The 12,954-nt window shown below is 62.6% G+C and carries 11 protein-coding genes and 2 pseudogenes; 6 read left to right on the top strand and 7 right to left on the bottom strand.

Annotation, left to right across the window (positions count from 1 at the left end; all coding sequences use genetic code 11):
* Positions 1-12: 12 nt before the first annotated feature.
* Positions 13-1,545, top strand: coding sequence for an NADH-quinone oxidoreductase subunit M (gene nuoM, locus R3355_RS09735; RefSeq protein WP_318961009.1), 1,533 nt, complete (start codon positions 13-15; stop codon positions 1,543-1,545).
* Between the two features lie 5 nt (positions 1,546-1,550).
* A complete protein-coding gene (gene nuoN / locus R3355_RS09730) occupies positions 1,551-3,026 on the top strand; it encodes an NADH-quinone oxidoreductase subunit NuoN (RefSeq protein ID WP_318961008.1) in 1,476 nt (491 codons plus the stop codon).
* Positions 3,027-3,035: 9 nt separating this feature from the next.
* Here nuoN and R3355_RS09725 read toward each other — a convergent pair whose 3' ends face one another.
* Both R3355_RS09725 and R3355_RS09720 read right to left on the bottom strand, forming a co-directional pair.
* Positions 3,036-4,097, bottom strand: coding sequence for an AI-2E family transporter (locus R3355_RS09725; protein ID WP_318961007.1), 1,062 nt, complete (start codon positions 4,095-4,097; stop codon positions 3,036-3,038).
* A gap of 123 nt (positions 4,098-4,220) precedes the next feature.
* On the bottom strand, positions 4,221-5,540 hold the full coding sequence (locus R3355_RS09720) for a Na+/H+ antiporter family protein (RefSeq protein WP_318949261.1): 1,320 nt from the start codon (positions 5,538-5,540) through the stop codon (positions 4,221-4,223).
* Positions 5,541-5,889: 349 nt separating this feature from the next.
* Between R3355_RS09720 and R3355_RS24330 the strand changes: the two are divergent.
* The 3 genes and pseudogenes from R3355_RS24330 to R3355_RS09710 form a co-directional block, all read left to right on the top strand.
* Positions 5,890-7,176: pseudogene (locus R3355_RS24330) on the top strand (HAMP domain-containing protein); the annotation flags it as partial.
* Between the two features lie 102 nt (positions 7,177-7,278).
* The gene (locus tag R3355_RS24325; RefSeq protein ID WP_413243497.1) at positions 7,279-8,034 is read left to right on the top strand and encodes a methyl-accepting chemotaxis protein; all 756 of its coding nucleotides are present in this window, start codon (positions 7,279-7,281) and stop codon (positions 8,032-8,034) included.
* Between the two features lie 76 nt (positions 8,035-8,110).
* Positions 8,111-8,707, top strand: a pseudogene (locus R3355_RS09710) (NADPH-dependent FMN reductase).
* Positions 8,708-8,886: 179 nt separating this feature from the next.
* Here R3355_RS09710 and R3355_RS09705 read toward each other — a convergent pair.
* Entirely contained in the window at positions 8,887-9,231 is a 345-nt protein-coding gene (locus tag R3355_RS09705; protein ID WP_318961005.1) for a hypothetical protein, read from the bottom strand.
* A gap of 196 nt (positions 9,232-9,427) precedes the next feature.
* Between R3355_RS09705 and R3355_RS09700 the strand changes: the two genes are divergently transcribed.
* Positions 9,428-10,123 (top strand): transglutaminase-like cysteine peptidase, encoded by a 696-nt coding sequence (locus R3355_RS09700; RefSeq protein WP_318961004.1) that lies wholly within the window; start codon positions 9,428-9,430, stop codon positions 10,121-10,123.
* Between the two features lie 121 nt (positions 10,124-10,244).
* Here R3355_RS09700 and R3355_RS09695 read toward each other — a convergent pair whose 3' ends face one another.
* The 4 genes from R3355_RS09695 to R3355_RS09680 are packed head-to-tail and all read right to left on the bottom strand — an operon-like array spanning position 10,245 to position 12,861.
* Complete coding sequence (locus tag R3355_RS09695) at positions 10,245-11,573, bottom strand: sensor histidine kinase (protein ID WP_318961003.1); 1,329 nt, start codon at positions 11,571-11,573, stop codon at positions 10,245-10,247.
* Positions 11,570-12,238 carry a response regulator transcription factor gene (locus R3355_RS09690; protein ID WP_318961002.1) on the bottom strand — a complete coding sequence of 223 codons (669 nt, stop codon included), beginning with the start codon at positions 12,236-12,238 and terminating at the stop codon, positions 11,570-11,572. The genes R3355_RS09695 and R3355_RS09690 overlap by 4 nt, the downstream gene beginning before the upstream one ends.
* On the bottom strand, positions 12,239-12,553 hold the full coding sequence (locus R3355_RS09685) for a PepSY domain-containing protein (RefSeq protein ID WP_318961001.1): 315 nt from the start codon (positions 12,551-12,553) through the stop codon (positions 12,239-12,241). It lies immediately after the preceding gene.
* On the bottom strand, positions 12,553-12,861 hold the full coding sequence (locus R3355_RS09680; protein ID WP_318961000.1) for a PepSY domain-containing protein: 309 nt from the start codon (positions 12,859-12,861) through the stop codon (positions 12,553-12,555). The genes R3355_RS09685 and R3355_RS09680 overlap by 1 nt, the downstream gene beginning before the upstream one ends.
* Between the last annotated feature and the right edge of the window lie 93 nt (positions 12,862-12,954).

Genomic DNA, 12,954 nt, shown 5'->3' with positions numbered 1-12,954 from the left:
GAGCGTGACCGCGTGATTCTGCCCTGGCTGGTCTTGATTCCCTTTATCGGCGGCCTGCTCTGCTGGCTGGCCGAGCGCCACAGCAGCACCCTGCCGCGCTGGCTGGCGCTGCTGACCATGGGCTTGGTGCTGCTGATCAGCCTGTGGCTGTGGCAGCAGGGCGACTTCCAGTTGGCGCCCAGCGGCGGCAGCGAGCCTGCCTGGGAGCTGGAGTTCAAGTACCCGTGGATCGCACGCTTCGGCATCAGCCTGCACCTGGCGCTGGATGGCCTGTCGCTGCTGATGATCCTGCTCACCGGCCTGCTCGGGGTACTCTCGGTGCTCTGTTCCTGGCAGGAAATCCAGAAACGGGTCGGTTTCTTCCACCTCAACCTGATGTGGATTCTCGGCGGCGTGATCGGCGTGTTCCTGGCCCTGGACCTGTTCCTGTTCTTCTTCTTCTGGGAAATGATGCTGGTGCCGATGTACTTCCTCATCGCCCTGTGGGGCCACAGCGCGGCAGACGGCAAGACTTCGCGGATCAACGCGGCGACCAAGTTCTTCATCTACACCCAGGCCAGCGGCCTGATCATGCTGGTGGCGATTCTCGGCCTGGTATTCGCCAACTTCCACGGCAGCGGCGTGCTGACCTTCGACTACGCCCTGCTGCTGCAAGCCAAACTCGACCCGGCAGTCGAATACACCCTGATGCTCGGTTTCTTCATCGCCTTCGCCGTCAAGCTGCCGGTGGTGCCGCTGCATTCCTGGCTACCGGATGCCCACGCCCAGGCACCGACCGCCGGCTCGGTGGACCTGGCCGGGATCCTGCTGAAAACCGCGGCCTACGGCCTGCTGCGCTTCGGCGTGCCACTGTTCCCCAATGCCTCGGCCGAGTTCGCCCCGATCGCCATGGGCCTCGGCGTACTGGGCATCGTCTATGGCGCCCTGCTGGCCTTCGCCCAGACCGACATCAAGCGCCTGATCGCCTACACCAGCGTGTCGCACATGGGCTTCGTGCTGATCGGTATTTATTCCGGCACTCAGCTCGCACTGCAAGGCGTGGTGATCCAGATGCTCGCCCACGGTCTGTCCGCCGCGGCGCTGTTCATCCTCTGCGGCCAACTCTACGAGCGCCTGCACACCCGCGACCTGCGCCTCATGGGCGGTCTGTGGGGGCGCCTGAATTACCTGCCGGGGGTGATGCTGTTCTTCGCTGCCGCCTCGCTGGGCTTGCCCGGCACCGGCAACTTCGTCGGCGAGTTCCTGATCCTGCTCGGCACCTTCAAGGTCGCCCCGCTGATCACCGTGATCGCCACCGGTGGCCTGGTACTCGCCTCGGTGTATTCGCTGATCATGATCCAGCGCGCGTTCTATGGCCCGGCCAAAGCCGAAGGACCACTACAGGGCCTGGATGGCCGCGAGTTGAGCATGATGCTCGGCCTGATCGGCTTGTTGCTGCTGCTCGGGGTCTATCCGCAGCCGGTGCTGGACACCTCGGCGGCGAGCATGCACGGCGTCCAGCAATGGCTGGCCACGGCCTTCTCTCAACTGCTTTCGGCCCGGTAGCGCTCATGGACCTGACTCTGCATCATTTCATCGCCCTGCTGCCGCTGCTGATCACCAGCGCCACCGCCGTGCTGGTGATGCTCGGGATCGCCTGGCGGCGCAACCATACCCAGAGTTTTCTGCTCGCGGTGATTGGCCTCAACCTGGCCCTGCTGTCCCTGCTCCCGGCGCTACAGGTCACCCCGCTGCCAGTCACCGCGTTGTTGATGGTCGATCGCTTCGCCTGCTTTTACATGGCCCTGATCCTGGTCGCTACCCTGGCCTGCATCACCCTGGCCCACGCCTACCTCGGCGAGAAGCAGGCCAAGGGTTACCCGGGCAACCGCGAAGAACTCTACCTGCTGATGCTGCTGGCCGCCGCCGGTGGCCTGGTACTGGTCAGCGCGCAGCACCTGGCCGGTTTGTTCATCGGCCTGGAACTGCTCTCGCTGCCGACCTACGGGCTGGTCGCCTATGCCTTCTTCAACAAGCGCTCACTGGAGGCTGGCCTCAAGTACATGGTGTTGTCGGCCGCAGGCAGCGCGTTCCTGCTGTTCGGCATGGCCCTGCTGTATGCCGACGCCGGCAGTCTGAGCTTTGCCGGGATCGGCGCCATCCTGGCGCCGGCCGCGCAACCTGGTCCGCTGGTGCAGTTGGGCATGACCATGATGCTGGTGGCGCTGGCGTTCAAGCTGTCGCTGGTGCCCTTTCATCTGTGGACGCCGGATGTCTACGAGGGTGCGCCGGCACCGGTCGCGGCCTTTCTCGCCACCGCCAGCAAGGTGGCGGTGTTCGCCGTGCTGCTGCGCCTGTTCCAGCTGTCGCCCGCCGCCGCAAGTCCGGCGCTGCACGACCTGCTGACGCTGATCGCAGTCGCCTCGATCCTCTTCGGCAACCTGCTGGCCCTGCTGCAAAGCAACCTCAAGCGCCTGCTCGGCTACTCCTCGATCGCCCACTTCGGTTACCTGCTGGTCGCCCTGATCGCCAGCGAGGGTCTGGCGGTCGAAGCGGTCGGCGTCTACCTGGCCACCTACGTGCTGACCGTGCTCGGTGCCTTCGGCGTGGTCACCCTGATGTCCACGCCCTACAACGGCCGCGACTGCGACGCGCTGTACGAATACCGCGGGCTGTTCTGGCGGCGGCCCTACCTGACCGCGGTGCTCACGGTGATGATGCTGTCACTGGCGGGCATTCCGCTGACCGCGGGCTTCATCGGCAAGTTCTACATCATCACCGTCGGCGTGCAGGCCGAACTCTGGTGGCTGCTCGGCGCGCTGGTACTGGGTAGCGCGATCGGGGTGTTCTATTACCTGCGGGTAATGGTCACCTTGTTCATGGTTGAACCCAACCTGCGCCGCCACGATGCGCCGTTCAACTGGGGCCAGCGGGCTGGCGGGATCATGCTGCTGCTGGTCGCCCTGCTGGCCTTCGTGTTCGGCGTCTACCCGCAACCGCTGCTGGATCTGGTGCAACACGCCGGGCTGACGGGGATCATCCGGTAACCGCCTGGTTCAGGGCAGATTGATGGTGACCTTGTCACTGGTGTACAGATCCCAGGTGGCGATGAACAGCGCGGCAATCAAGGGGCCGATGACAAAACCGTTGAGGCCGAACACCGTCAGCCCGCCGAGGGTGGAGATCAGCACCAGATAATCCGGCATCTTGGTGTCCTTGCCGATCAATAGCGGTCGCAGGACGTTGTCCACCAGGCCAATCACGAAGATCCCGCAGAGCACCAGCGCCAGCCCGCGCCAGATGCTGCCACTAAGCAGCAGGTAAGCGGCAATTGGCGCCCAGACGATGCTCGAACCCACAGCCGGCAACAGGGACAGAAATGCCATCAGCACGCCCCAGAGCAATGGGCTGGGGATACCCAACAGCAAGAAGATCAGCCCACCGACAGCGCCCTGGATAATCGCCACGACAATATTGCCCTTCACCGTGGCACGCACCACCCGGGTGAACTTGATCTGCAAACGACGCTTTTCCGTGGCACCCAGCGGAATCGCCATGCGCAGCTTGCGCGTCAGTTCCGGGCCATCGCGCAGGAAGAAGAACAGCAGGTAGAGCATCACGAAGAAACCGACAACAAAGTGAAAGGTGCCTTGGCCGATGTCGAAGGCCTTGGTGGCGAGGAACTGGCTAGCCGCAAGGGCAGCACTGGCGATTCGCTCACGCAGGTCATCGAAGTTGCCCATGCCGACACTGTCGAGCAGACGTTGCAGGGACGGTGGCAGCATGTCCTTCATCCGTGCCACAGACATGCCGATGTCGAGCTCCCCGGACTCGAGGCGCTCGTAGATGGAACTCCCTTCCTGGACCAGCATGCCGGTGATCACGATCACCGGCAGCACCGCGACCAGCAGGCAGATAACCAGGGTGAGCAGCGCCGACATGTTGCCCCGCCCCCCCATGCGCAGCATCAGACGCCGCTGCACCGGGCCGAACACCACCGCCAGTACCACCGCCCAGAACAGCGCACCGTAGTACGGCAGGAGCAGCCAGCCGAAGGCCAGGGTCACGCCGACCAACAGGATCAGGAAGGTCTTTTGTTCAATGCTGGGCGGCAACATGGCTGGGTACTGGCATTAGGATATCTCTGGTTAGTCAGCAGAATAGCCGTCAAGTGCCAGCCCAGCGCCGACAGGCCTCGTTATTTGTCGACCCGACGCCAACCCCGAGCAGCCTGCATTGACTTACAACAGCATCGCCGCGCCCCAGCCGAACACCAGCAGCGGCAGGTTGTAGTGCAGGAAGGTCGGCACCACGCTGTCCCAGATATGGTTGTGCTGGCCGTCGACGTTCAGCCCAGAGGTCGGCCCGAGGGTCGAGTCCGAGGCCGGCGATCCGGCATCGCCCAGGGCGCCGGCAGTACCGACGATGCAGACAATGGCCAAGGGGCTGAACCCCAGTTGGACGCCCAGCGGCACGAAGATCGCCGCGATGATCGGCACGGTGGAGAACGACGAACCGATGCCCATGGTCACCAGCAGGCCGACCAGCAGCATCAGCAGCGCGCCGATGGCCTTGTCCTGCCCGACCAGCTCGGCCGCGCTGTCGACCAGGGTCTTGACCTCGCCGGTGGCCTTCATCACTTCGGCGAAACCAGCGGCGGCGATCATGATGAAGCCGATCATCGCCATCATCTTCATGCCTTCGGTGAACAGGTCATCGGCCTCTTTCCAGCGCACCACCCCGGATACCGAGAAGATCACGAAACCGACCAGGGCGCCGATGATCATCGAGTCCAGCCAGAGCTGCACGACGAATGCCGCAGCAATCGCCACACCGGCCACCAGCAGGCTCAACGGGTTGTAGGCCACATCGATGCGCTCGGCCTGCTCGATCTTCGCCAGGTCATAGACGCGCTTCTTGCGGTAGCTGAACAACACCGCCACCAGCAGGCCGAACAGCATGCCCAGCGCCGGAATCGCCATGGCCTCGGTGATGCTGATGCCCGTCACATCCACCCCGGCCTTGGCCACATTGGCCAGGAGGATTTCGTTGAGGAAGATGCCGCCAAAGCCGACCGGCAGGAACATGTAGGGCGTAATCAGGCCAAAAGTCAGCACGCAGGCGATCAGCCTGCGATCCAGTTGCAGCTTGCTCAACACATAGAGCAACGGCGGCACCAGTAGCGGAATGAAGGCGATGTGGATCGGCAGCACGTTCTGCGAGGCAATTGCCACCGTCAGCAGTAACGCGATCAACAGCCACTTGAGTAACCCACCCCCCTGCGCATCCTGTTTGCCGACCAGCGCCAGGGCCCTGTCGGCCAGCGCGTGAGCCAGGCCGGACTTGGCGATGGCCACCGCGAAGGCACCGAGCAAGGCATAGGACAGCGCCACCGTGGCACCGCCACCCAGCCCCCGGTTGAACGCCGACAGCGAACCTTCCAGCCCCAAGCCGCCGAGCACACCCCCGGCCAGGGCACCGACGATCAGCGCGACCACCACGTGCACGCGGCACAGGCTGAGGATCAGCATGATGCCGACCGCTGCGATTACTGCATTCATGAAGCGCTCCTGATGAAACTTTGCTGGAAAGACCCGAAATTGGATGCTGCCTGGCCACGTCGACGATGCCTGGCCACCGCCCCCTGATCGGCGACGCCAGCCGCCAAACAGCAGACTGACCGGCAACCGCCTGCACCCTGAAAAAAGTCGCGTACTCTGCCGTAAGCCTTGCGGGCTGTCAAAAATACAGCGTGCGGAATATTGACCGGGCCGTGCATAATCCCGCCCGACCACCAACCCACAGCCCCAACAAACCACAGTCATCTCGCCGCGACGCCACTGGTTCGTTCAAGAAAACCGCACCCGCGCCGATAGCCGACCAGTAGAACAACCAAGTCAGGAGCGTTCCATGCCGTTCAGCCGTCTTTCGATCCAGTGGAAAATCACCCTGCTTGCCGGCCTGTGCCTGTTCGCGATCGTGACGCTGCTGGTCGGTGCCTCGCTCTATCAAGCCACCCGCAGCGCCGAACTGGTGCGCACTGCCAGCAGCAGCATGCTGGCCGACAGTGCCAAGTTGCGCTTGCAGGCCCGTGGCGAGTTACAGGCGATCCGCATCCAGCGCTATTTCATGGACACCTACCAATACGGCAAAGGCTTGTCCCGGCAAATCCTGTTTCTCCGCGAGCAGGCCGAGAAGCGTTTTCTCGATGCCTTCGACCTGCGCGAAGACCTCACCCGGCAAGTGCGCAGCAGCCTGGAAGCCAACCCCTCGCTGCTCGGTCTGTACCTGGTGTTCGAGCCCAATGGGCTGGATGGCAAGGACGAACTGTTCGCCGAACAAACCGAACTCGGCAGCAACGACCAGGGGCGCTTCTCGCTGTACTGGTCGCAACCCAAGCCGGGGCAACTGGAATCTGAAACGATGAGCGAGGAGATGCTCAACGACACCAAGACCGGCCCCAGTGGCGACCCTTACAACGCCTGGTACACCTGCCCACGCGACAGCGGCACGACCTGTGTGCTGGAGCCCTATTACGACGAGGTCGGCGGCCAGCAGGTGCTGATGACCAGCATCGCCTTCCCGCTCGAACTGGACGGCAAGGTGATCGGCGTGGTCGGTCTCGATATCAGCCTGGACAGCCTGCAACAGCTGAGCGTGCAAGCCAATCGCGAACTCTATGATGGTGCCGGCCACGTCAGCATCTTCAGCCCGGCGGCATTGCTGGCCGGCCACAGCCGCGATGCCAGCCTGCTCAGCAGTGCGGTCGAGAAGGCTTACAGCGAGCATGCCGGCGAGTTGCGGCCCTTGATCAGCAGCGGCCAAGTCGCCCAACTGCAGCACGGCGGGATGCTCCGCGTGCTGCAGCCGTTCAAGCCGATTCCCGAGGCCAACCCCTGGAGCGTAGTGCTCGAAGTGCCCGAGCAGGAACTGCTCGCACCGGCTCTGCAACTGGAGCGGCAACTGGACCAGCGACGCACCGGCGACAGCGCAGTGGCGCTGACCATCGGCCTGCTGGCCATGCTCCTCGGCCTGCTGCTGATGTGGCTGACCGCCCGCGGGGTGACCCGGCCGATCCTGGGTGTCGCCGCCATGCTCAAAGACATCGCCAGCGGCGAAGGTGATCTGACCCGTCGCCTCGACTACCCCGGACAGGACGAACTGGGCGAACTGGCCGGTTGGTTCAACCGTTTCCTCGACAAGCTGCAGCCGATCATCGCCGAGGTCAAACGCAGCGTGCAGGACGCCCGCGGCACCGCCGACCAGTCCGCCGCCATTGCCGGCCAGACCAGTGCCGGCATGCAGCAACAGTTCCGCGAGGTCGACCAGGTGGCCACCGCCTTCCAGGAAATGAGCGCCACTGCCCATGACGTTGCGCACAACGCCGCGCAAGCCGCCGATGCCGCGCGCAGCGCCGACCAGGCCAGCAGTGAAGGCCTGGGGGTGATCGGCAAGACCACCGCGACCATCGAGTTGCTGGCCAACGAAATGAATGTGGCCATGCAGGAAGTCGAAGGCCTGGCCAACAGCAGCGAACAGATCGGCTCGGTGCTCGAAGTAATCCGCTCGATTGCCGAGCAGACCAATCTGTTGGCACTCAACGCCGCCATCGAAGCGGCCCGTGCCGGCGAGGCCGGACGGGGCTTCGCAGTTGTCGCCGATGAAGTGCGCAACCTGGCCAAACGCACCCAGGATTCGGTCGAGGAAATCCGCCAGGTCATCGAAGGCCTGCAAAAGGGCACCCGCGAGGTGGTCAGTACCATGCACAGCAGCCACCGCCAGGCCCAGGGCAGTGTCGAACAGGTCGAGCAAGCGGTGGCCGTACTGCAGCGGATCAGCCAGGCGGTGAGCGTGATCACCGACATGAACCTGCAAATCGCCAGCGCTGCCGAGGAACAAAGCTCGGTAGCCGAAGAAATCAACCGCAACGTCGCCTCGATTCGCGACGTCACCGAGACCATGGCCGGGCAAGCCGACGAGTCGGCCCAGGTCAGCCAGAACCTCAACCGCCTGGCCAACCAGCAGCAGAGCCTGATGGATCAGTTCCGCGTCTGAACGGCTGGTGCCTCATGACTTGCCGCCCAGGCCGGCGACCGCTAGCCTGGGCGATCAATTTCTATGGGATATCACCATGCTGAACATCGCCTTGGTTGCCGGCTCCGGCCGCAACAACAGCCAGTCGGGCAAAGTCGCCCGCTTCCTGCGTCAGCGCCTGATTCAACTCGAACAGACCACCGACCAACTGAGCTGCGTGATCGACCTGGGGCTGGCGCCACTGCCGCTGTGGCCTGCCGAGGACGCCGGCCCCTGGAACCTCTACAGCCAACAGCTGAAAAACGCCGATGCCGTCGTGATCGTCGCCCCCGAGTGGAACGGCATGGCCTGCCCGGCGATCAAGAACTTCTTCATCTACGCCAGCAAAGCCGAGCTGGCGCACAAACCGGGCCTGCTGGTCGGCGTTTCATCCGGCGTCGGTGGTGCCTACCCGATCAGCGAACTGCGCGCCTCCAGCTACAAGAACTGTCGTCTCTGCTACGTCCCCTAGCACCTGATCGTGCGCCAGGTCGAAAAAGTCCTCAACAGCCCCGAGCCCGCCAGCGAAGACGACCAGCGTCTGCGCGGCCGCATCGACTATGACCTGGATATTCTGGGCAAATACGCCAAGGCTCTGCAGCCCGTGCGTGAAAGCATCGACATGAGCAACCCGGCGTTTGCCAACGGCATGTGACCGAAGTGGTCATGCAGGAAGCCCAGCGCTGCAACTGCTTGCACGTGCTGGCGCAGAAAAATCGGACTGGATGCCAGGCGCTGCTGGCTAGTCGATCTAGAGGCACCTCCCTGTGCCAAAGGGGTGGCTCATCCCGATTCTGCCGGGCCCACCACTATTTCGAGTAACAACGATATCGATCAATGAGGGCTGCCATAAAGTGCCCTATCCCTCAGAATAGGCGACTTAAAACGGGTTTCCGAAGCACCGACTTGTTGCTCCTTTTGCTCCTTTTGCTCCTTTTGCTCCTTTTGCTCGAGCACGGTACCTGCAGCAGTGGGCTGCTCCTCGAGCATCCGCGCAAAACGTTGGCCGGAGTCCTGGCTGCGGTTGTTGCTCAGAAGAGCCTCTTGCTGCAGGCGATAGTCCATCAATCGGTCGCTGCCACTTTCTGCCAGCAACAGCCCGGTTTCGTTGGCCTGTACCGAGGTCACTGTCCACGCCATCAATACGGCCAGTGCCGTTGTATGCAGTATCAATGTCATAGTCTAATCCTCCAAATGAAGCACTTCCCCCCTTGTTCAGATTACTGCCGAGTCGTTCTGTTACAAGGCAACCGGTCGGCTGCAATCACTAGCCGATAAACGGATCTTGCTCGCGGATAAGCTCCAGCTTTATGGTGAAAATGCCTGTCAAAATCATCCGGCAGGTCTTGTTGTGACATGAATATAGGAAAATCGATTGCTCGGACTGCGCTACCTCTTATTGGTTTTTATCGGTCGCCGGCGGCAGATTCTGGCCGGCCTCCTGCTTGGTGGCGGACTGATCATGGGAACGGCCAAGGCGATGCCGCAACCACCGAAAGATCATCGCAATGAACAGCTGGCGCAGCGGTTTCAGGACTGGCAGTCACTGGTCGCCCTGTCGATGCATCTGAGCGATACCGAGAAGCTGAAGGCAGTCAACGCGTTCTTCAATGAGCAAATTCGCTATGGCGAAGATCAGGATCTGTGGGGGCAACCCGACTACTGGGCCTCGCCGCTGGAAACCCTCGAGTTGGGTGCCGGCGACTGTGAAGACTTCGCCCTGGCCAAGTACTTCACCCTGCGCCTGCTGGGTATCTCCGAGCAAAGCCTGCGCCTCGTCTACACGACCCTGGCCTCTACCAAGCAGGCTCATATGGTGTTGGGCTTCTGGTCCGATGATGGAGCGGCGCCGCTGCTGCTGGACAATCTGAACATGCAGATCCTGCCGATCATCGAGCGCCTAGACCTGCAAATGCAGTTCGCCTTTGGCCCCACTCACTTGTACCGCTTCGAGCAGAGCAGCTTGCAGGTAGCCGGCAACACCGAGTTACTGCCTCACTGGCAAGTGCTGATGAGCAGGATGAAACGCGAAGACGTTGCCCTGTCTGATGCAGCCAAGGTCAGTTTTTAACGACGACCAATTTGTTGAAAATGCAGGCAAGGCCGCCGCTACGAGGCGCCAAGCAGGTCGTATTCAACGCCCGGCATAACGCTTATGCACGAGAGGACAACGTTCAGTCGTGGCGCATTCGTCAGGCCTTGCGCAGCGACGGTTGCGGCAACTGGATATGCACGCACAAACCGCCCAATCGGCTGTCCATCAGCTCCAGCTGCCCACCCCAGGCATCGACGATGTCGCGTACGATGCCCAGGCCCAGACCGTGCCCGGCAACCTGCTCATCCATGCGAGTACCGCGGTTGAGGACTTCAGCACGCTGCTCGGCTTCGATACCTGGGCCGTCGTCATCCACCTTGAGCAGGTAACCGTCGGCCGTGCACTCGATGCTCAAGCACACCTGACTCGCCGCCCATTTGCAGGCATTATCCAGCAGGTTGCCGAGCAGCTCGAGCATATCCTCGCGATCCCAGGGCAGACGCAAGCCGGCTGCCGTCTGCCAATCCAGGCGCAAGCCGCGGTTGTGGATCATTGCCAGGGTGGCGAACAACCCTGGCAGCTCCTCGGCACAGACGAAGTGCGCACCAGGTAAAGCCTCCCCGGCCAGACGCGCACGGCCCAGCTCGCGCGTCAGGCGCTGTTCGATCTGCTGCAGGCTCTCGAGCAGGCTGGCGCGCACTTCGGGATAGGCTTGCAACTCGTCACGTCCGGCCAGACTGACCAGCACCGCCAGTGGCGTTTTCAGCGCGTGGCCAAGGTTGCCCAGGGCATTGCGCGAACGCTTGAGGGTGTCTTCGGTGTGCGCCAGCAGATGGTTGATCTGCGCCACCAATGGCTCCAGCTCGCGGGGCACGCTGCTGTCCAGCTCGCTACGCTGCCCCTGTTGCAGTTGGGCGATCTGCTGGCGTACCTGTTCCAGTGGGCGCAATGCGCGGCTGACGGTCAGGCGCTGCAACAGCAGGATCAGCAGCAAGGCGGCTACCCCCAGGCCCAGGCCCATTTGCCGTACACGGCGAAAGCTCTGCAGCACCGGCGTGTAGTCCTGGGCCACCTGGACCGCCAGCTGCTGGCCGAAGCGCTGATAGTCGCCGCGGTAGGTCAGCAGCAACTGGCCCTGCGGACCGTCGCCCAGCTCATCCTGCAGCCCAGGCTGCAATGCCGGCTGCATCTCGCTGTCCCACAGCGAGCGCGAGCGCCAGCTCTTGTCGGCAAAGTCGATGCGGAAATAATGCCCGGAGAATGGCCGCTGGAAAGCCGCGCTGAGGCGTTGTTCATTCAATTGGATGCCCTGCGGGCCACGCACCATGGCAACCAGTAGCGACTCGGCTTCATCGCGCAAATCGGCTTGCAGGTAACTGCGCAGGCCGAGATCGAACAGCCATAGGCTGGTCTGCACCAGGAGCAGGCCAATCACCAGCAATATGCCGATCAAGCCCAGGCTCAAGCGCCGCTGGATCGATTTCAAACAGCATCTCCACTGAACCGATAACCCTGACCGCGCCGGGTTTCGATGGTTTCCCGGCCGATCTTGCGCCGCAGGTGATTGACGTGCACCTCGATGACATTCGAGTCGCGCTCTGTCTCACCGTCATAGAGGTGCTCGGCCAGGTGGCTTTTCGAGAGGATCTGCCCGGCATGCAGCATGAAATAACGCAGCAGGCGAAACTCCACGGAGGTCAGGTCTATTTCCTCGCCATTGCGCCTGACGCACTGACGGCTTTCGTCCAGTAGCAAACCGGCCGCCTGCAATTGCGCCTGATTGGCCAGGCCGTGCGCACGCCGCAGTAACGCCTGAATCCGCAGCTGCAGTTCTTCCGGGTGAAACGGTTTGCTCAGGTAATCGTCGGCACCGGCTTTCAGGCCCTCGATGCGCTCAGCCCAGGAACCGCGTGCGGTGAGGATCAACACCGGGGTTGCCAGGCCACCCGCACGCCAGTGCTCCAGCACTTGCAAACCGGGCGTGCCGGGCAAGCCGAGGTCGAGAATGATCAGGTCGTAAGGCTCGCTGGCCCCCTGATACAGCGCATCGCGGCCATCGGCCAGCCAATCCACCGCATAGCCATGGCGGCTCAGGCCGGCGAGCAATTCGTCGGCCAGGGGCACATGGTCTTCCACTAACAACAGGCGCATTCAGTCGTCCACCTCGTCCTTCAGGATGCGCCCATCACGAGCGTCCAGCTCCAATTCGCGAACCACGCCTTGCGGCGTCAGTAACTCGACTTCATAGACCAGGATGTCGTCTTCCTCTTCCAGTTCGGCCTCGAGCAAGGTGGCGCCGGGGTAATGTTGCAAGGCCGAATCCAACAGTTGCTCGAGGGGCAGAATGTGCCCGGCCTGGCGCATGCGCAAGGCTTCATCCTGGTCCAGGTCGCGGGCGCTGGCACCGCCGTTCAGTGCGAGCAGAAGCAGGCCGCACAGCGCACTATTGCGCAGAGCGGTCTGCATCAATCGTCCTGCTGATTCTTGAGAATCTGGCCGTTGCTGGCGTCCAGTTCGATGTCCCATTGCACGCCTTGCGCGTCACGCACTTCGAGCTGGTAAATATAGCGGCCGTATTCTTCCTCCAGTTCGGTTTCTTCGATCTTGCCACCGGGATGCTGGGCCAGGGCAGCAGCATTGAGTTTTTCGAACGATTGGACGGTGCCCGCATCCCGCAGTTTCAGCGCCTCATCCGGGCCCAGGTCACGCGCCTGGGCGATACCGGCAGCGACGCTCAGGGCAGCAGCGGCAACTAGTGCTAGCAAGGCTTTCATGGTCAGTCTCCATAGGGTGGCAGCAGCAGGAGTCAGGTTACGGTGCAGGACTTAACTCAAGCTGAATTCAGCCAACTCCGCGACAAACCGTAC

It is taken from the genome of Pseudomonas sp. (assembly GCF_033723075.1).
GTDB lineage: Bacteria > Pseudomonadota > Gammaproteobacteria > Pseudomonadales > Pseudomonadaceae > Aquipseudomonas.
Note: the sequence above shows the minus strand (reverse complement) of the source record. Positions and strands in the feature narration are given on the sequence as shown.

Coding starts and splice junctions, on each gene's coding strand:
- nuoN (WP_318961008.1), top strand. CDS start 1,551: ATGGACCTGACTCTGCATCATTTCATCGCCCTGCTGCCGCTGCTGATC.
- R3355_RS09680 (WP_318961000.1), bottom strand. CDS start 12,861: ATGAAAGCCTTGCTAGCACTAGTTGCCGCTGCTGCCCTGAGCGTCGCT.
- R3355_RS09720 (WP_318949261.1), bottom strand. CDS start 5,540: ATGAATGCAGTAATCGCAGCGGTCGGCATCATGCTGATCCTCAGCCTG.
- R3355_RS09725 (WP_318961007.1), bottom strand. CDS start 4,097: ATGTTGCCGCCCAGCATTGAACAAAAGACCTTCCTGATCCTGTTGGTC.
- R3355_RS09685 (WP_318961001.1), bottom strand. CDS start 12,553: ATGCAGACCGCTCTGCGCAATAGTGCGCTGTGCGGCCTGCTTCTGCTC.
- R3355_RS09690 (WP_318961002.1), bottom strand. CDS start 12,238: ATGCGCCTGTTGTTAGTGGAAGACCATGTGCCCCTGGCCGACGAATTG.
- R3355_RS24325 (WP_413243497.1), top strand. CDS start 7,279: ATGCAGCAACAGTTCCGCGAGGTCGACCAGGTGGCCACCGCCTTCCAG.
- R3355_RS09705 (WP_318961005.1), bottom strand. CDS start 9,231: ATGACATTGATACTGCATACAACGGCACTGGCCGTATTGATGGCGTGG.